The following is a 17,950-nucleotide window of genomic DNA, read 5'->3' as shown; positions in this document are numbered from 1 at the left end:
GCGTTCGTGCGCCCCGGCGATGACGCGGCGATCCATGGGTCGCACCTCGGCGACGACGCGGTGCTGGATGCCTCGACCTTCGACCACATCCGCGAACCCCGATCGGCAGCCCGCCTGCCGTTGGGTGACGGTACGTGGCACCAGATCGCCCGTGCCTACGTGTGGGTGCGCATCATCTCGACGGCCGTCTCGCTCCTCGTCGTCACGGCCATCGTCCTCGCGCTGTGGCTGCTGCTGCACCAGACGTGGGTATGGATCCCCGGCGGCATCCTGATCGTGATCCTCGCGTGGACGATCATCATCACGCCGCGCCAGGCGCGATCGATCGGCTATCAGCTGCGCCACGACGACCTCGTCTTCCGTCGGGGCATCCTGTGGCAGCGCATGGTCGCGGTGCCCTACGGCCGGATGCAGCTCGTCGACATCACGCACGGGCCGCTCGATCGGGGCTTCGGCATCGCGCAGCTCAAGCTCGTGACGGCCGCCGCCAACTCGGGCGTCGTCATCCCGGGGGTCACCCAGCTGGCCGCCGAACAGCTGCGGGACACCCTGATCGACGTCGCCGAGACCCGCCGGACCGGCTTGTGACGAGCATCCCTCCCGGCCTGCCGGAAGTGCCCGCCGCTCCGGTGAATCCGGCGCGGTCCACCACGCGGTCGCCCCTCAGCGACGGCGAATGGCACCGGCTGCACCCGTTGACGCCCCTGCTGCGGGGTGGTCTGTTCCTCGTCGTCGTGATCGGCATCGTGATCGCCAACCTGCGCGAGCGTCTCATCGACTGGTTCCTCCCCGCGCTCGTGCCCGATCTGCCCGACGGAGAGCTCCCGCCCGACCCGCTCGACTACGTGCTCGAGCACAACCTGATCCTGATCGGACTCCTGGCGGTGCTCGGGATCGCGGCGATCGTCGTCGGGATCTTCTGGCTGTCGTGGCGCTTCCACACCTTCCGCATCACCGGCCACGAGGTCGAGGTGCGCAGCGGTGTGCTGTTCCGCACCCACCGCCGCGCGCCCCTCGACCGCGTGCAGGGCGTCAACCTCACCCGCCCGATGATCGCGCGCCTGCTCGGCACCGCGAAGCTCGAGGTGGTCGGTGCCGGTCTCGACGCCAACGTGTCGCTCGAGTACCTGTCCACCCAGAGCGCCGAGGCCGTCCGCGCCGACATCCTGCGCCTGGCGTCGGGCATGCGCCTCGCCGCAGAGACTCCGGCCCTGCCCGGCGAGACCAGCGCCGCGCGGGCGCGCCGCGTGGCCGGCACGGTGAGCGCCGGCATCACCGGGATCATCGTCGGAGCAGAAGAACCCGTCGCCGAACCCGAATCGGTCGTCCACATCCCGGTGCTCCGGCTCGTGGCATCCCATCTCCTGAGTGGTTCGACTGTTTCGCTGCTCGTGCTGCTGGTGGCGATCGTCGTGGGATCGACCATGGGCTCGCCCTGGGTGCTGTTCGCCTTCATCCCCGCGCTGCTCGGCTTCGGCGCGTACTGGGTGCGCGGCATCACCCGTGCTCTGCGATACTCCATCGCCCCGACGCCGAGCGGGGTGCGCATCACGTTCGGCCTGTTCACCACGATCACCGAGATCCTCCCGCCGGGCCGTGTGCACGCGGTCGAAGTGACGCAGTCCATCCTCTGGCGCCCCGCCGGCTGGTGGTCGGTCACCGTCAACCGCCTGTCGGGCAGGTCCGTCGAGAGCGGGCAGGATCAGTTCACCACCGTGCTGCCGGTGGGCACCCGCGCCGACGTCGAGCGCGTCCTGCGACTGCTGCTGACCGACCTGCCCGAGTCGGAATGGCCGCTCGTGTTCGAGCACGGCATCCTCGGACCGCAGCAGGACGACCCCTACACGAACACCCCTCGTCGAGCCCGCATCCTGCGGCCGCTCTCCTGGCGGCGCAACGGCTTCCTCCTGGCCAGGGACGCGATGTTCCTGCGGCGCGGCCTGATCTGGCGGGCGCTCGCGGTCTTCCCGCTCGCGCGCATGCAGAGCGTGGCGCTCGAACAGGGTCCTCTCGATCGCGCGCTGGGCGTGGCATCCGCTCGTATCCACACGATCACCGGGCGCGTGCACGGGGGACTCGGAGCCATCGACCGCGACACCGCCGTCGACCTCTTCGCCGACACGTCGCAGCGCGCGATCTCGGCCGCGGCGACCGACCGCAGCCACCGGTGGGCGGGGAGTGACCAGGTGCCGGTGGAGCCCGACATGAGTGGAGTGCGCGAATGAGCAGGGACGGCCGACTGGGCGTGGGAATCGTCGGCGCAGGCCGTGTGGGACCGGTCATCGGGGCGGCGCTCGCCGGCGCCGGCCATGCTCTCACGGGCGTCACGCACGGGTCCGACGACGAGCGCGTCGAGGCGATCCTGCCGGGCGTGCCGGTGCTGGATGCCCTCGAAGTGGTGCGACGCAGTGAGCTCGTCGTGGTGGCGGTGCCGCACGATCAGCTGCCCGGCCTCGTCGCGGGCCTCGCCGAAGTGTCGGCCTGGCAGCCCGGGCAGCTCGTTCTGCATACCGATCCGGCGTACGGCGTGGACGTGCTCGCCCCCGCCGTCGGGCGTGGAGTGATCCCCCTCGCGGTGCACCCGGCGATGATCTTCACCGGCACCTCGATGGACCTCCGTCAGCTGCACCACACCTACGCCGCGGTCACCGCACCCGCGCCGGTGCTGCCAATCGCGCAGGCGCTCGCGGTCGAACTGGGGTGCGAGCCGGTGGTGATCGCCGAGGCCGATCGCCCTGCCTACGCCGAGGCGATCTCGACGGCGACGGCGTTCTCCCGTTCGATCGTCCAGCAGGCGGCCGCGCTGCTGACGGGCGCCGGGGTCGAGAACCCCGGGCTGTACCTTTCGGCGCTCGTGCACTCGGCGATCGACCAGGCTCTGCAGGACGCCGGCCCGCCGGTGGTGCCGCCGCTGCTCTGACGTCGGAAGGGACGCGCAGTGCGGCCGACGCCCCCTGCAGTGCCCCTCGGTGCGGCCGGTCGGCGGTCGGCGGTCGGCCGGTCGGCGGTCGACCGGGGCCAGAGGCTGTTCGGGCTCCGTCGATAGACTGAGGCCGACTTCCGAGGAGCTTCCCCCATGACTGACACGCCCGCGGCCGACACGACCGCCGCGCCCGCCACCCCGCCCGCCGTCGACACCGAGGCCGCAGAGGCCGAGGTCTTCGAGCAGAAGGCCGTGCGGCTGGCCAAGCGCGAACGGCTGATCGCTGAGCGAGCGGATGCCGCGGGGGGCGCGTACCCCGTCAGCCTGCCCATCACGACCACGATCCCGGCGCTCCGCGCCGAGTACGGCGACCTCGAAGCCGGCGCCGAGACCGGTGTGACCGCGGCGGTCGCGGGACGCGTCGTCTTCAGCCGAAACACCGGCAAGCTCTGCTTCGCGTCGCTGCAGTCCGGCGACGGGAGCCGCATCCAGGCCATGGTCTCGCTCGCGGCCGTCGGCGAAGACTCGCTGCAGGCGTGGAAGGAGCTCGTCGACCTCGGCGACCACGTGTTCGTCAGCGGTGAGGTCATCTCCAGTCGCCGTGGCGAACTGTCGATCATGGTGGGTGAGTGGGCGATCGCCTCCAAGGCGATCCTGCCGCTGCCCAACGTCTACTCCGAACTCAACGAGGAGAGCCGCGTCCGCAGCCGTTACCTCGACCTGATCCTTCGCGACCAGGCCCGCGAGACCGTGCGCGCACGAGCAAAGGTGAACGCGAGCCTGCGGGCGACGTTCGCCGAGCACGAGTACCTCGAGGTCGAGACCCCCATGCTGCAGGTGCAGCATGGGGGAGCGTCCGCTCGTCCGTTCGTCACGCACTCCAACGCCTTCGACACCGACCTGTACCTGCGCATCGCACCCGAGCTCTTCCTCAAGCGGGCGGTCGTCGGCGGCATCGATCGGGTGTTCGAGATCAACCGGAACTTCCGCAACGAGGGCGCCGACTCGACCCACAGCCCCGAGTTCGCGATGCTCGAGGCCTATCAGGCGTACAGCGACTACAACGGCATCGCCGACATGACGCAGGAGTTGATCCAGAAGGCGGCGATCGCCGTCTCGGGTTCGACCACCGTGACCTGGGCCGACGGGACCGAGTACGACCTCGGCGGCCAGTGGGATCGCATCTCGATGTACGACTCGCTGTCCGAGGCATCCGGCCGTTCGATCACGACCGAGACGTCGCTCGACGAGCTTCGCGCGTTCGCGGACGAGGTCGGCGTGCCCGAGCCCCCGCACCCGACGCACGGCAAGTACGTCGAGGAACTGTGGGAGCACTTCGTGAAGGGCGGCCTCACCCGGCCGACCTTCGTGATGGACTTCCCGGTCGACACGAGCCCGCTCGTGCGCGAGCACCGCTCGATACCCGGCGTCGTCGAGAAGTGGGACCTGTACGTGCGCGGCTTCGAGCTGGCGACCGGCTACTCCGAGCTCGTCGACCCGGTCATCCAGCGCGAGCGTTTCGTGGAACAGGCGATCCTCGCCGCCCGCGGCGACGTCGAGGCGATGCGGATCGACGACGAGTTCCTGCGCGCGCTCGAGCACGGCATGCCGCCGTCGGGCGGCATGGGCATGGGCATCGACCGGCTGCTCATGGCGATCACGGGACTCGGCATCCGCGAGACGATCCTCTTCCCGCTCGTCAAGTAGCGGCGTCGCGGGGCGGTTCGTCTCGCGGCGCTCGCTCGACGACCGGGGCGCAATGGGAGCAGTTCGTTCCGCTGCGCTCGCTCGACCGACCCGGGTCAGGCGATACGGGTGCCCTTCGGCAGTCGCCTCGCGGGCGTGCGGGTGCGGGTGATCGCCCACCACAGCGCGCCGAGGGCGAGGAGGACATGGATGCCGAGGCCGAGGAACCAGCTCGGGACGGTGCCGGCCACCTGCTCCTCGGTCGTCGGGTAGTCCTGCGCGCTGAAGTCGTTGTAATTCGCGCAGTCGTCGTACGTCTGCGCGAGCTCCGGCGCCTTCTGCGTCAGCCGGACCCCCGACGAGATCTGCGAGAAGAGGTCGACCGGCTGCCCGTTGGCGTCGAACTTGAGCGGAGTCGCGTCGGCGAGGATCACGTACGGGTTGGCGGACAGGACCCACCACACCCGGTCGAACCGTGGGGCCTGGTACTCGTACGTGGTCCACTCGCCGCAGGTGGGCGGATCGGTCGTGGGCTGACCGGTCTCCTCGTCCCACTCGATGGAGCGGTTCGTGCTCGTGGCGGTCGAACTGAACGCGGTGCCGCCGAGCCCGAACGCGATGAGGGTGCCGATGCTGAGCGCGGCGACCACGAGATAGGTCGTCACGACCGACAGCACGGGTCGAGAGATGATTCCCGACAGGCCGACGCCGATCGCCGCGATCACACCGACCTCGATCACGAGCACAGCCAGGGAGCACAGCACCGTGAGCGCTCCGATGCCCGGGTTGCCCGGGTCGGCCAACGCCGCGGTGGACGCGTACGTGCCGTACCGCACGGTGGAGTCCGCACCGCGCCCGGCGCCCAGGATGGCGGCGAAGATCATGAACGGGGCGGCCGTCACGAGGAAGGCCAGTCCGGTGATCCACGCGGCGAAGAACTTGCCCCAGACGATCTGTGCGGTGCTGAGCAGTGTCACCTGCACGGGTGCGAGGGTCGCGGCATCCCGATCGGAGTTGATCGAACCACCGCTCAGCGCCGGCGAGACGAGCGTCACCATGAGCAGAACGACGTACGTCACGACCGAGTAGACGAGTGCGGAGCTGTTGCCCGAGAACGCCGATGACGTGGTCGCCAGCGCGGTCACGATGAGCAGCACGACGAAGAAGACGCCGAGCAGCACGTACCACGCGACGCCGCGCACACGCTGCCGCAGCTCGAGCCCGATCATGGTCCGGACGCCCCCGCCGAAGGCGCTCACGCCGGATCCCCCACCGTGAGGTCGAGGAAGGTCTGCTCCAGCCGACCCGTCACAGGGGCGAACTCCGTCACGAGCACGCCCGCCGCCGTCAGTCGGGCAAGGGCGTCGGCCGCCGCACGGTCGGACGTGAACGGCGCGATGATCTCATCGCGCTCGCGGCTCATCACGTCGGGTGGCACACCCATGTCGCGGAGGACGGCTGTCGCGGCATCCGCTCCGCTGATCTCGGCGACGTCCAACGTCCGGATACGCCATGCGCGGGCCCGTTCGGGTGCGTAGCTGATCTGGTCTGCGCTGACCGTGCGTCCGCCGCGGAGGAAGACCGCGGTGTCGGAGAGCTCCTCGAGTTCGGCGAGGATGTGGCTCGAGACGAGGATCGTCCGGCCTTCGCCGGCGAGTCGCCGCAGCAGGATCCGCAGATCGATGCGGGACTGGGGGTCGAGTCCGGAGGCGGGTTCGTCCAGCAGCAGGACCGAAGGGTTGTGCACCAGGGCCCGCGCGAGCCCGAGACGCTGCTTCTGCCCGCGCGAGAACACGCGCGCGGGCTTGTCTGCGAGGTCTTCGAGGCGCACGAGCGCTAGCAGCTCCTCTGTGCGGGCGGATGCCTCGGCCCGCGGCATCCGGTACATCCGCGCGGTCGTCACCAGCGTCTCGCGCGCCGTGAGCGAAGGCCAGGCACCGAGCGCGTCGGGCATCCACCCGAGGATCGAGCGGACGGCGGAGGGATCGGCCACGGGATCGGCGCCGCCGACGGTCATCCGCCCGGCGTCGGGTGCCAGCAGGGAGGCGAGCATCAGGAGCAGTGTGGTCTTGCCCGACCCGTTGGGTCCGACGAGGGCGGTGATCTCGCCGGGATGCGCCTGGAATGTCACGTCGACGACGGCATGGACGTCGGCGAACGAGCGACGCAGCCCCTCGACGCTGATGCCCGCCGAGGAGGCGGATGCGGGCGTGGGGACTGAGGCAGGCTCCATCGTCATAGCGCCAGCCTATGCGGGGGCTATGGCGTGGCCCGGGAGTGCACACCGGATTCGGAGGGTCGGCCATCGGTCAGCGCGCGCCCGGAGCGCGGAACGCCCAGTCGGGAAGGTGACCCGCCTGGACGAACGAGCAGACGATCTCGGCGAGACCGTGCTCGGGCTCGATGGAACGCGCTTCCTCGGCGTAGTGCTCGGCGTGCGTGGAGCGGCCGAGAGCCCAGGAAAGCCAGGCGCACGCGGCCAGCGGGCCCGGCCGGACATCGCGGGGCGCCGTGGCTGCGGCCCGGCGGGCGACGTCGAGGGCGCTCTCGAGGCGCGCAGGATCGGGCCGACCGCCTTCGCCCCACATGTGCATGGCGAGGTAGGTCGGGTACTCCTCGCCCTCCTCCCAGCGCAGCTGCGCCTGGAGCGCATCGTCGCCCGCCGAAAGGTCGCCGCACCACTGCACGAGGGCGATGTCCCGCAAGGAAGGTCGGGAGAGGCACCAGATCATGGCCGCCGCCAGGTACGGGTCGCGCTCCCCGGCACCGGCATCCAGGGCGTCCTCGAAGAGGGACGGGAGGTCGTCCAGCGCGCAGACGGTCGCCAGCGCCCGCGGGTCGACGCGCGCACTCGGAGGCGGCGCGGGTTCGGAGGGCCGGCCGCGGTCGGGTCCGCAGATCAGCCTCACTCCGTCATCGAGGGAGATCAGTGCGCGCGCCACCCTCTCCCGCTCCGCCGGATCGGCCGCCGGGAGCAGTGCACCCGCCCGTTGGTCGCCGACCGGCGCAGCCGGCAGCTCGGGGTGAATGCCTGACGGCCGATCGAGATCATCCAGCGACCGGCCCTCGTCCGGGCACTCCGGGTCGAGGTACGACCCCCATCCGTCGGGCGCGACGCAGAGCACGTTCGTCACTCGCAGCCCGCACTCGTCTGCGCGGAGAAGCAGCGCGCGGGCGAGGTCCTGACGCGGCATCGACGACGATGTCGTCGTGCCCCTCCCCGCGGCCGTCGAACCCCGCCCGGCCGCGGCCGACGCGAAAGGGTCGTCGGTGTAGATGACCGCGGCGATCGCGTCGGCGTCCGGCACGCGGCACACCAGACCGACGTAGGTGGCCGACAGCGGGTCGACGTCGGCGTCCTCCGGCGGAAGATCCACGCGCATCCCGCCCAGGCTGCGGCCGCCGGCGAACGGGATGAGCACCAGGCTGTCGCGCGGCACGCAGCCGACCAGGTGCGGGACGAGGGACAGGAACTGAGCGGCGCTCGCCGCCTTCACGATGGTTGTCATGTCGCGACTCTGGCCCGCGGCATCCGTCGCCGGGATCATCGCGCCGGCGTCTGGGGAGTCGGATGCGCAGAACGGACCGACGCACAAACAGCTTCGCGATCTGTGGAGGAACGGCGGCATTGTGGGTGTCCGCGCTTCCGCGGCGACCGGGGGAGGAACGGACGGTGTCGAACCACTTCCGCGCGGGTCACCTGGCGCCGCGTATCCTGGGGTCATGGACTCCTTCTGGGTCGCGGCATCCCTGGCCCTCCTGCCGACGGTCGTCGTCAGCGTGCTGTTCTTCTTCGTGCTGCGGAGCATCATCCGGATGGACCGCACCGAGCGCCGCGTCTACTCCAAGATCGAGGCGGAGGAGCGGGCCAAGCGCGGCCTGCCCGCGGCGGCCGCCGCCGACCGCGCCTAGCCCGGACAGGCGGTGTCGACACCGCCCGCTACGCTGAGAGCACGTGTCGGCGAGGGGGTGCGGTGATCAACATCACCTTCGATGCCACGTGGTGGCTGATCGTCGTCTTCGTGTTCGACATCATCGTGCGCGTCGGTGCGATCATCATCGTCCCGCGCAACCGTCGCCCGACGGCCGCCATGGCGTGGTTGCTCGCGATCTACTTCATCCCTCTCATCGGGGTGTTCCTCTTCCTCCTCATCGGCAACCCGCGTCTTCCCCGCAAGCGTCGGCGTCAGCAGCACCAGATCAACACCTACATCCAGGAGACCAGCGAGCATCTCGACTTCGGCACGCACCGCCCGCGGGCGCCCGAGTGGTTCACGTCGCTCGTGACGATGAACCGCAACCTCGGGGCGATGCCGCTCGCCGGTGACAACACCGCCCACTTGATCTCCGACTACCAGACCAGCCTCGACACCATGGCCGACGCGATCCGCACGGCGAAGCAGTACGTGCACGTCGAGTTCTACATCCTGCAGACCGACGACGCGACCGACAACTTCTTCCGGGCACTGGAGGAGGTGGCGGCGCGCGGCGTGACCGTGCGCGTGCTGCTGGACCACTGGGCCAACCGCGGCAAGCCCTACTACCGGAAGACCCTGAAGCGCCTCGACGCGATGGGCGCCCAATGGCATCTGATGCTCCCCGTGCAGCCGTTCAAGGGCAAGTACCAGCGGCCCGATCTGCGCAACCACCGCAAGCTCCTGGTCATCGACGGCGCCGAAGCGTTCATGGGGTCGCAGAACGTGACCGACTCCACCTACAACCTGCCGAAGAACATCCGTCGCGGCCTGCACTGGGTCGACCTCATGACACGGCTCGAAGGCCCGGTCGTGGCATCCGTCAACGCCGTCTTCCTGTCGGACTGGTACAGCGAGACGAACGAGGTGCTCACCGACGAGATCGACCTGTTCAACGTCGGGTCGGGTCCGGGTGAGCTCGACTGCCAGGTCGTGCCGTCCGGGCCCGGGTTCGACGGCGAGAACAACCTGCGTCTCTTCGCCGGCCTGCTCTACGCCGCGCAGCGCCGCATCTCGGTCGTGAGTCCGTATTTCGTGCCCGACGAGTCGCTGCTGCTGGCCATCACCACGGCGTGCCAGCGCGGGGTCGATGTCGAGCTGTTCGTCTCCGAGGAGGGCGACCAGGCGATGGTCTACCACGCGCAGCGCAGCTACTACGAGACGCTTCTGCGCGCGGGCGTCACGATCCGGATGTACCGCAAGCCCTACATCCTGCACACGAAGTGCTTCACGATCGACGACGAAGTGGCCGTGATCGGCTCGAGCAACATGGACATGCGCTCCTTCGGCCTCAACATGGAGATCTCGCTGCTGGTGCGCGGCGAGGAGTTCGTCGCCGAGATGCGCGAGGTCGAGGACATCTACCGCGGACTCAGCCGCGAACTGACCCTCGAGGAATGGCTGAAGCAGCCCCTCCGCTCGACCGTGCTCGACAACCTCGCGCGACTCACCTCCGCCCTGCAGTGACGTCGGGCGAGCAGAAGAGCGGATGCTGCGCCCTCTCGGCCGCGCGCGCCGCGGCGAGCACGGGGCGAGGTGTCTCCCGGTAACGGCACAGCGGGATGTTACGGGTCCGTGACCCATTTCGCCGGTTGCGCCCAGCGGGTTCCGACAGGATCGAATCATGACCTCGACCCCCCGCCGTTTCCTCGCCATCTGCCTCACCCTCGGCGCCGCCGCCGCCGCCCTCAGCGCCTGCGCCACCCCGACGGCGGGATCGCCCGCGTCCTCCTCGCCCCCCACGGGGGACGGCACGGTCGTCACCGAACTGGATGCGGCCTGGTTGGACAGCGGCCGAGCAGTCGCGATCATCACGTCGGGCAGCTCGACGTGTCTCCCCATCGCCGATGAGCCGATGTACGCCGACGGAAAACTGACGGTCGAGCTGACCGACCCCGAGGCTGCGGCTTGCACCCAGGACCTCGTGCCACGTGCCTCCGTGGTGACCCTTCCGGAGGGCGTCGACCCGACCAAGAACCTCGAGATCGTCGTCACCGGCACGTACGCCGGCGACACCGACCTCGACGGGGATGCCTCGCTCACCGGCATCCCCGGGCAGCCCACCGATTACCTGCCCAGCGCGGGCTGGTTCGACGACGGCGCCTTCGTGCTCCTGTCCTGGGGCAGCTCGACGTGCGTCCCGGTGCTGGAGAGCGCCGAGGCGACCGGGGCATCCGAGGTCACGGTCACCTTCCAGACCCCGCCCGCCGACCAGATCTGCACGGCCGACATGGCACCGCGGACGACGATCATCGACGTGACGGGCCTCGAGGAGGACTCCGGTGCGCAGCTCGTGCTCTCGGGCGGCGAGTTCGACGACGTGACGATCCCCATCGCCGGCTCCTGAGCCCGCGCGGGGATACCGCGCCCGGAGACCCGCTGAGATCCGCCGAGCACGGGACCCATCAGGCGTCGGACCTGACCAGGAGCTCGCCGACCTCGCAGTCCAGCGCCCGGCAGATCGCCGACAGCGTCGAATAGCGGATGGCGCGGGCGCGGTCGTTCTTCAGGATGGAGAGGTTGACGATCGAGACGCCGACGAGCTCGCTCAGCCGGGTCAGGGTCATGCCCCGCTCGGCGAGCAGCTCGTCGAGACGGCAATGGACGCCGGATGCCTCGTCCTCCGCCTCGCCCGGGGTCATACGAGGCCCTCGGTCTCCCGCTGGAGGCGCTCGCCGATCTGGAAGGCCGTCGCCACTGCCGTGAGCACCAGGATCACGAAGACCGGTGTCAGGTCGCTTTCGAACACCACACCGTCGTACGAGCGGTCACTGACCGCCGCCAGCGCACCGTTCACCGTCATGTTCGACAGGATCGAACCGAGCACCCACCCGACGGCGACGACACCGGCACCCGTGTACATCAGGCGCGCCGTGCCGCGCCGGAACGCCCGGCCGCGGGCGAGCCGCAGACAGAAGAGTCCCGCGATCGCGATCAGGGCGATCAGCGTCAGGCCGACGACGACCGGCTGGGCCCAGATCGCGAAGAGCGTCGCGGGGGCGGGATCGGCCACGTCGATGACGGCGCGGTCGACGGAGACGTCGACGGCCGAACCGCCGGGGCCGATCGGCAACGGCGCGGTCTCGCCGGTGAACGGCACCAGGACCGGGATGCTTCGGGCCGACGCCACCTCGACGAGCCGCGAGACGACCCACGCGACGACGGCGACGATGCCCGCAAGGCTCAGGACGGCGTACAGGTACATGCCGGTCCGGTCGCTCCGGGAAAGCTGGGGAGTATCGATCATGATGGTCAGCTCCTTATCGAGGATCGTTGTTATCGATATTCATAACGTAACGATTATCGATACCGGCCGCAACCCCCGGCCGCACTATGCCCACGGCGAACAGGAGCCCGTGGCATCCGTGCCCTGGTTACCCTCGATGTAAAGGCGCGCGTACCGTGTCTGCCTGCCCCGCGCAGAAGGAGTGACGATGTTCGAAAGATTCACAGACCGTGCCCGCCGAGTGGTTGTGCTCGCCCAAGAAGAGGCGAAGATGCTCAATCACAACTACATCGGGACCGAGCACATCCTGCTCGGCCTGATCCACGAGGGCGAGGGCGTCGCCGCGAAGGCGCTCGAGTCGCTCGGCATCTCGCTCGACGCCGTGCGTGAGCAGGTGCAGGACATCATCGGCCAGGGTCAGCAGCAGCCGACCGGCCACATCCCCTTCACGCCGCGTGCGAAGAAGGTGCTCGAGCTGTCCTTGCGCGAAGCGCTGCAGCTCGGCCACAACTACATCGGCACCGAACACATCCTGCTCGGCCTGATCCGCGAGGGCGAGGGCGTCGCCGCCCAGGTGCTCGTCAAGCTGGGCGCCGACCTCAACAAGGTGCGCCAGCAGGTCATCCAGCTGCTCAGCGGCTACCAGGGTCAGGGCAAGGAGCCCGCGGGCGTCTCGGGTTCTGCGCACGACAACACGCAGGCCGCCCAGGGCGGCTCGGCCGTGCTCGACCAGTTCGGCCGCAACCTGACGCAGGCCGCTCGGGACAACAAGCTCGACCCGGTGATCGGGCGCGAGAAGGAGATCGAGCGGGTCATGCAGATCCTCTCCCGCCGCTCCAAGAACAACCCCGTCCTGATCGGCGAGCCCGGCGTCGGCAAGACCGCGGTCGTCGAGGGCCTCGCCCAGGCGATCGTCAAGAACGAGGTGCCCGAGACCCTGAAAGACAAGCAGGTCTACTCGCTCGACCTCGGTTCGCTCATCGCCGGTTCGCGCTACCGCGGCGACTTCGAGGAGCGCCTGAAGAAGGTCACGAAGGAGATCCGCACGCGCGGCGACATCATCGTCTTCATCGACGAGATCCACACCCTCGTGGGTGCGGGCGCCGCCGAGGGTGCGATCGACGCCGCCTCGATCCTCAAGCCGCTCCTCGCTCGCGGCGAGCTGCAGACGATCGGTGCGACGACGCTGGACGAGTACCGCAAGCACTTCGAGAAGGATGCCGCGCTCGAGCGCCGTTTCCAGCCGATCCAGGTCGCCGAGCCGAGCCTGCCCCACGCGATCAACATCCTGAAGGGGCTGCGCGACCGCTACGAGGCGCACCACAAGGTGCAGATCACCGACGGCGCCATCGTCGCGGCCGCGAACCTCGCCGACCGCTACATCTCGGATCGCTTCCTGCCCGACAAGGCGATCGACCTGATCGACGAGGCCGGCGCCCGCCTGCGCCTGTCGATCCTGTCGTCCCCGCCCGAGCTGCGCGAGTTCGACGAGAAGATCGCCAAGGTCCGCGAAGACAAGGAGCGCGCCTCCGAGGACCAGGACTTCGAGAAGGCCGCGTCGCTGCGCGACGAGGAGAAGTCGCTCCTCGCCGAGCGTCTGCGCCTCGAGAAGCAGTGGCGATCCGGCGATGTCGCGACCCACGCGGTCGTCGACGAAGGGCTCATCGCAGAGGTGCTTGCTCAGGCCACCGGCATCCCGGTGTTCAAGCTCACCGAGGAAGAGTCCAGCCGCCTCGTGTTCATGGAGAAGGCGCTGCACCAGCGCGTCATCGGCCAGGAAGAGGCGATCGCCGCTCTGTCGAAGACCATCCGACGTCAGCGCGCGGGGCTCAAGGACCCCAAGCGGCCGTCGGGGTCGTTCATCTTCGCCGGTCCGACCGGTGTGGGAAAGACCGAGCTCGCCAAGGCGCTCGCGGAGTTCCTCTTCGACGACGAGACCGCACTGATCTCGCTCGACATGTCGGAGTTCGGGGAGAAGCACACCGTCTCACGTCTGTTCGGCGCCCCTCCCGGATTCGTCGGATTCGAAGAGGGCGGTCAGCTCACCGAGAAGGTGCGCCGCAAGCCGTTCTCGGTCGTGCTCTTCGATGAGATCGAAAAGGCCCACCCCGACATCTTCAACTCGCTGCTGCAGATCCTCGAGGAGGGTCGGCTCACCGACGGTCAGGGTCGCGTCGTCGACTTCAAGAACACCGTCATCATCATGACCACCAACCTGGGTGCGCGCGACATCGCGGGCGGCCCGGTCGGATTCCAGGTCGAGGGTGACTCCGCGACGTCCTACGACCGGATGAAGGGCAAGGTGCAGGAAGAGCTCAAGCGGCACTTCAAGCCCGAGTTCCTCAACCGCGTCGACGACATCATCGTGTTCCCGCAGCTGTCCAAGCCCGAGCTGATCCAGATCGTGGACCTGTTCACGAAGCGTCTCGCCGAGCGTCTGCTCGATCGCGACATGACGATCGAGCTGTCACTGCCGGCCAAGGAACGCCTCATCGAGATCGGGTTCGACCCCGCCCTCGGTGCCCGGCCCCTCCGCCGCGCGATGCAGCACGAGATCGAGGACCGCCTGTCGGAGAAGATCCTGCACGGCGAGCTCGTCCCGGGCGATCACGTGAAGGTCGATTCCGACAGCACCGGCTTCCTGTTCGAGAACGCCCCCCGCGGCGAGAAGGTCGCCGTCGGCGTCGTGGCCGGAGAGATCACCGCCACACCCGACCTCGCCATCACCGGCGAGTAGTCCGAGACGACGAAGAGCGGATGCTGCGGCATCCGCTCTTCGTCGTCTGCGGGTCTGCTCGGCGTCGGTGAAACCGTGCGGCCGTTCGGACTTTAGGCTGGTGCAATGGATCAGTTCGTCGTCCGGGCAGCGCGCACCTCGGATGTGCGCGCCATCCAGGGTCTCCTGGAGCCCTACGTGCAACGGCGGATCCTGCTCGGCAAGGACGTCGTACTGCTCTTCGAGTCGGTGCAGGAGTTCCTCGTCGCCGAGACGCCGGCGGGCGAGATCATCGGATGCGGCGCGCTGCATGTGATCTGGGAAGACCTCGGCGAGGTGCGCACGCTGATCGTGGCCGACGGCTGGCTGCACCACGGCGTCGGCCGCGGCATCGTCGAAGGGCTCGAGCGACGCGCCTCCGAGCTTGGGCTGAGTCGCCTGTTCTGCCTGACCTTCGAGGTCGACTTCTTCACCCGCCGCGGGTTCTCGCCGATCGGCGAGCAGATCGTCGATGCCGACGTCTACTCGCAGCTCATCCGCAGCCCCGACGAGGGCGTGGCCGAGTTCCTCGATCTCGCGCACGTGAAGCCGAACACCCTCGGCAACACCCGCATGCTCAAGGTGTTCTGAGCCCCTCTCGCGGAGTGCAGAACGGCCGCCCGGGCGTGCCGACCCCGCTTCTCCGTGCCCCCGGCTTAGCCTGGACCCATCGTGTCCGAACAGCCTCCTCGCAAGCGCCCGACGCCCGCCGTCTACCGGCGGCGCCGGCTGGTCGTGCTGCTGGCCATCGTCGTGGTCGCGGTCGTGGTGTGGGTGCTGATCGCCCAGCCGTGGCGGAGCGCCGCCGCGCAGGTGTCCGCACCGAAGCCCGACGCCGGCGCGAGCGCATCGCCGGTCATTCCGTCGGACACCGGGGCAACCCCGACGGCCACCCCCGAAGCATCGGAGGGCCCTTCGATCTCGGACGAGCCCGCCCCTGAGCCCGCCCCCAGCGCCGAACCGACCGCTGAGCCCACGCCGGAGACGACCGTCGGTGCCCCCGTCGTCGCGACACCGTGCATCGCGAGCGACGTGCAGGTCAAGCCCGTGGCCGATGCCGAGACTTATGCCGCGGGTCAGAATCCCCAGTTCTCGATCTCGCTGACGAACCGCAGCGGCAAGGACTGCACGATGAACGTCGGAACCAGCACCCAGACGTTCACCGTGATGAGCGGCAGCGACATCTGGTGGCGCTCCACCGACTGCCAGAGCGAGCCGAGCGACATGGTCGTGTTGCTCGCCGCCGGTCAGACGGTGACGAGTGCGGCGCCTCTCACCTGGGACCGCACGCGCTCAGCGGTCGGATCCTGTGACGCGACCGATCGGCAGAAGGCGCCTGGCGGTGGGGCGTCGTACCACCTGTCGGTGGCGATCGGCGGGATCTCGTCGACCCAGTCGACGCAGATCCTGCTCTACTGAGGCCTCAGATGCTCGGCCGCGGAGCACTCGCGCGTCGTCGATCGGGATGACTCGTGCTGTCCCCCGAAGAGGGGACAGACAAGAACCGGTGGGCAGGCATACCCTAGGGCTAGCTCCCACCGATATGGGTTCGTCGCCTCCCCAGTGGCGTCGCCGAATTCGCCCCCAGCGAACCGGATCACGAACTTCGATGTGGAGAGCCGAGGGCCCTCTCGAGTCGGCCGCCGCGCAGCGGATGACTCGAGGGGGTCCTGCGCGTACCGGGGGGCACGCGCGGAAGGCGGGATCGAGCGACATTCGTCGTCTCGATCCCGCCGGCCTCTTCTCCGGCTCCTCGCGGCCGGTCGCCCCGCGTCAGGGCTTGTCGCCGAAGACCTCCGAGTCCATCTGGTCGTAGCCCTCCGACATGGGGTCACCGTGCGAGCCGCCCGACAGGGCGTATTCCTCCTCCGGCGAGAGGATCAGCCGGTGGCGGTAGAACACCGCGAAGCCGATCAGGATGATCGCGTACACGACCACGATGGCGATGATCGCCGGTCCGAATGTCGGGTTGAGCAGGAATCCGACGAAGATGAGCGCGGCGATGACGGCGGCGATGACCGCACCGGGGATGCCCCACGGGCTGCGGTACGGACGCTCGGCGTTCGGGTACTTCCGCCGCAGGATGATGAACGACACCATCTGCAGCAGGTACGCCAGCACGGCGCCCCACACCGCGATGTTCAGGACGATCGCCCCGGCGACGGCGCCCGCGCCCTCGGCGTCGACGCTGGCCAGCACATCCAGTACGACCAGCGCGATGAACCCGATCACGGCTCCGACGACGAGCGCGACCCAGGGCGTCTGCCGCTTGCCCGTGAGCGAGAGGAAGCGCGGATAGTAGCCGGCCCGCGAAAGGGAGTACATGTTGCGTCCGTAGGCGAACATGATGCCCTGGAGCGACGCCAGCAGGCCGACCAGCGCGAACAGCGCGAGCACGGCGGCCGCTTCATCGCCCACGATGGCGCGGAAGCCGTCGAGCAGCGGCTCGCCGGCTGTGCCCGTCGCTTCGGCGCCGATGACACCGGTGTTCAGGAACAGCACGAGCAGGCCCGTGACGATCAGGGTGCCGCGGGCCCAGAAGCCGGCCTTCGGGATGTCGCGCACCGGGTTGTGTGATTCCTCTGCGGCCAGGGGCAGCTCCTCGATGCCGAGGAAGAACCACATCGCGAAGGGGAGGGCGAACAGGATCGGGAACACCCCGTGCGGGAGGAACTCCGTCTGCCCGGGATCGGGCGCGATGTCCCACAGCGCGGCCCAGGAGAAGGCCCCCGAGAAGACCGCCATCGCCGAGAAGACCAGGATGATCGCGATGGAGATGATCGAGACCACGATCGCGAATCTGAAGGAGATGGCGGCGCCCGCCGCATTCAGGGCGATGAACAAGGCGTACAGGATGATCCACCAGACCCACGCGGGCAGGGAGATCCCCAGCAGATTACTGGTGATCGCATCGGCGTAGGACGCCGAGAAGTAGACGATCACCGCAGTTGTCGCGACGTACTCGATGGTCTCCGCGGCGCCGGTGATGAGGCCTCCCCACGGTCCCATGGCCGACCGTGCGAACGAGTAGGCCCCGCCCGTGTGCGGCATCGCGGCCGCCATCTCCCCGATCGAGAAGATCATCCCGTAGTACATCGCGATCAGGATCACGAAGGCGATCAGCATCCCGCCGAAACCGGCGAAGTCGATGCCGAAGTTCCAGCCCGAGAAGTCGCCCGAGATGACCGCGGCCACGGCCAGGCCCCACAGGCCCCAGATGCCGGCCGATCGTTTCAGGGTCCGCTTCTCGAAATAGTCGGTGCCTGCACGGGTATAGGTCGCTCCTGCGACCTTCCGCGCGTCGTTGCTCGCTTGAGACATCAGTCCTCCGTGCGCTTCGGGTGAGCGCGCGGCCGCGCCCTGGCCCCGATTGTGATGCCTATTGG

The 17,950-nt window shown here is 69.0% G+C and carries 16 protein-coding genes; 10 read left to right on the top strand and 6 right to left on the bottom strand.

Going from position 1 to position 17,950, the window contains the following annotated elements; translation table 11 throughout:
• The first annotated feature begins 6 nt into the window (after window positions 1-6).
• From ACFM35_RS15740 to lysS, 4 genes are all read left to right on the top strand, one after another.
• Entirely contained in the window at window positions 7-588 is a 582-nt protein-coding gene (locus tag ACFM35_RS15740; RefSeq protein ID WP_378843783.1) for a PH domain-containing protein, read from the top strand.
• Window positions 585-2,225: a PH domain-containing protein gene (locus tag ACFM35_RS15735; RefSeq protein WP_378843781.1), complete on the top strand. Its 1,641-nt coding sequence runs from the start codon at window positions 585-587 to the stop codon at window positions 2,223-2,225. The genes ACFM35_RS15740 and ACFM35_RS15735 overlap by 4 nt, the downstream gene beginning before the upstream one ends.
• Complete coding sequence (locus tag ACFM35_RS15730) at window positions 2,222-2,920, top strand: DUF2520 domain-containing protein (RefSeq protein WP_378843779.1); 699 nt, start codon at window positions 2,222-2,224, stop codon at window positions 2,918-2,920. The genes ACFM35_RS15735 and ACFM35_RS15730 overlap by 4 nt, the downstream gene beginning before the upstream one ends.
• 156 nt (window positions 2,921-3,076) lie before the next feature.
• Entirely contained in the window at window positions 3,077-4,630 is a 1,554-nt protein-coding gene (gene lysS / locus ACFM35_RS15725) for a lysine--tRNA ligase (protein WP_378843777.1), read from the top strand.
• 95 nt (window positions 4,631-4,725) lie between these two features.
• On the opposite strand, the gene ACFM35_RS15720 is transcribed toward lysS, so the two are convergent.
• The 3 genes from ACFM35_RS15720 to ACFM35_RS15710 form a co-directional block, all read right to left on the bottom strand.
• Window positions 4,726-5,868, bottom strand: coding sequence for an ABC transporter permease (locus tag ACFM35_RS15720; RefSeq protein ID WP_378843775.1), 1,143 nt, complete (start codon window positions 5,866-5,868; stop codon window positions 4,726-4,728).
• Complete coding sequence (locus ACFM35_RS15715; protein ID WP_378843773.1) at window positions 5,865-6,848, bottom strand: ABC transporter ATP-binding protein; 984 nt, start codon at window positions 6,846-6,848, stop codon at window positions 5,865-5,867. Before ACFM35_RS15715 ends, ACFM35_RS15720 begins: the two co-directional genes overlap by 4 nt.
• A 70-nt stretch (window positions 6,849-6,918) precedes the next feature.
• Complete coding sequence (locus ACFM35_RS15710) at window positions 6,919-8,118, bottom strand: DUF4192 family protein (RefSeq protein WP_378843771.1); 1,200 nt, start codon at window positions 8,116-8,118, stop codon at window positions 6,919-6,921.
• Between the two features lie 214 nt (window positions 8,119-8,332).
• Here ACFM35_RS15710 and ACFM35_RS15705 point away from each other — a divergent pair, with 214 nt between their 5' ends.
• From ACFM35_RS15705 to ACFM35_RS15695, 3 genes are all read left to right on the top strand, one after another.
• Complete coding sequence (locus ACFM35_RS15705; RefSeq protein WP_378843769.1) at window positions 8,333-8,521, top strand: hypothetical protein; 189 nt, start codon at window positions 8,333-8,335, stop codon at window positions 8,519-8,521.
• Between the two features lie 62 nt (window positions 8,522-8,583).
• Window positions 8,584-10,050, top strand: coding sequence for a cardiolipin synthase (cls, locus tag ACFM35_RS15700; RefSeq protein ID WP_378843768.1), 1,467 nt, complete (start codon window positions 8,584-8,586; stop codon window positions 10,048-10,050).
• A 157-nt stretch (window positions 10,051-10,207) separates the two neighbouring features.
• A complete protein-coding gene (locus ACFM35_RS15695; protein ID WP_378843766.1) occupies window positions 10,208-10,930 on the top strand; it encodes a hypothetical protein in 723 nt (240 codons plus the stop codon).
• 58 nt (window positions 10,931-10,988) lie between these two features.
• Here ACFM35_RS15695 and ACFM35_RS15690 read toward each other — a convergent pair whose 3' ends face one another.
• Both ACFM35_RS15690 and ACFM35_RS15685 read right to left on the bottom strand, forming a co-directional pair.
• On the bottom strand, window positions 10,989-11,225 hold the full coding sequence (locus tag ACFM35_RS15690; protein WP_378843764.1) for a helix-turn-helix domain-containing protein: 237 nt from the start codon (window positions 11,223-11,225) through the stop codon (window positions 10,989-10,991).
• A complete protein-coding gene (locus ACFM35_RS15685; RefSeq protein WP_378843762.1) occupies window positions 11,222-11,830 on the bottom strand; it encodes a hypothetical protein in 609 nt (202 codons plus the stop codon). The genes ACFM35_RS15690 and ACFM35_RS15685 overlap by 4 nt, the downstream gene beginning before the upstream one ends.
• A 187-nt stretch (window positions 11,831-12,017) precedes the next feature.
• Here ACFM35_RS15685 and ACFM35_RS15680 point away from each other — a divergent pair, with 187 nt between their 5' ends.
• The 3 genes from ACFM35_RS15680 (at window position 12,018) to ACFM35_RS15670 (ending at window position 15,983) form a co-directional block, all read left to right on the top strand.
• The gene (locus ACFM35_RS15680; protein ID WP_378843760.1) at window positions 12,018-14,546 is read left to right on the top strand and encodes an ATP-dependent Clp protease ATP-binding subunit; all 2,529 of its coding nucleotides are present in this window, start codon (window positions 12,018-12,020) and stop codon (window positions 14,544-14,546) included.
• 105 nt (window positions 14,547-14,651) lie between these two features.
• Window positions 14,652-15,155, top strand: a complete 504-nt coding sequence (locus ACFM35_RS15675) for an amino-acid N-acetyltransferase (RefSeq protein WP_378843758.1) — start codon at window positions 14,652-14,654, stop codon at window positions 15,153-15,155.
• A gap of 81 nt (window positions 15,156-15,236) precedes the next feature.
• Window positions 15,237-15,983: a hypothetical protein gene (locus ACFM35_RS15670; RefSeq protein ID WP_378843756.1), complete on the top strand. Its 747-nt coding sequence runs from the start codon at window positions 15,237-15,239 to the stop codon at window positions 15,981-15,983.
• Between the two features lie 354 nt (window positions 15,984-16,337).
• Here ACFM35_RS15670 and ACFM35_RS15665 read toward each other — a convergent pair whose 3' ends face one another.
• Window positions 16,338-17,885, bottom strand: a complete 1,548-nt coding sequence (locus ACFM35_RS15665) for an amino acid permease (RefSeq protein ID WP_378843754.1) — start codon at window positions 17,883-17,885, stop codon at window positions 16,338-16,340.
• Between the last annotated feature and the right edge of the window lie 65 nt (window positions 17,886-17,950).

It is taken from the genome of Microbacterium songi (assembly GCF_042747925.1).
Lineage (GTDB): Bacteria > Actinomycetota > Actinomycetes > Actinomycetales > Microbacteriaceae > Microbacterium.
Note: the sequence above shows the minus strand (reverse complement) of the source record. Positions and strands in the feature narration are given on the sequence as shown.

Coding starts and splice junctions, on each gene's coding strand:
- ACFM35_RS15730 (WP_378843779.1), top strand. CDS start 2,222: ATGAGCAGGGACGGCCGACTGGGCGTGGGAATCGTCGGCGCAGGCCGT.
- lysS (WP_378843777.1), top strand. CDS start 3,077: ATGACTGACACGCCCGCGGCCGACACGACCGCCGCGCCCGCCACCCCG.
- ACFM35_RS15715 (WP_378843773.1), bottom strand. CDS start 6,848: ATGACGATGGAGCCTGCCTCAGTCCCCACGCCCGCATCCGCCTCCTCG.
- ACFM35_RS15710 (WP_378843771.1), bottom strand. CDS start 8,118: ATGACAACCATCGTGAAGGCGGCGAGCGCCGCTCAGTTCCTGTCCCTC.
- ACFM35_RS15705 (WP_378843769.1), top strand. CDS start 8,333: ATGGACTCCTTCTGGGTCGCGGCATCCCTGGCCCTCCTGCCGACGGTC.
- ACFM35_RS15695 (WP_378843766.1), top strand. CDS start 10,208: ATGACCTCGACCCCCCGCCGTTTCCTCGCCATCTGCCTCACCCTCGGC.
- ACFM35_RS15690 (WP_378843764.1), bottom strand. CDS start 11,225: ATGACCCCGGGCGAGGCGGAGGACGAGGCATCCGGCGTCCATTGCCGT.
- ACFM35_RS15685 (WP_378843762.1), bottom strand. CDS start 11,830: ATGATCGATACTCCCCAGCTTTCCCGGAGCGACCGGACCGGCATGTAC.
- ACFM35_RS15680 (WP_378843760.1), top strand. CDS start 12,018: ATGTTCGAAAGATTCACAGACCGTGCCCGCCGAGTGGTTGTGCTCGCC.
- ACFM35_RS15675 (WP_378843758.1), top strand. CDS start 14,652: ATGGATCAGTTCGTCGTCCGGGCAGCGCGCACCTCGGATGTGCGCGCC.
- ACFM35_RS15665 (WP_378843754.1), bottom strand. CDS start 17,885: ATGTCTCAAGCGAGCAACGACGCGCGGAAGGTCGCAGGAGCGACCTAT.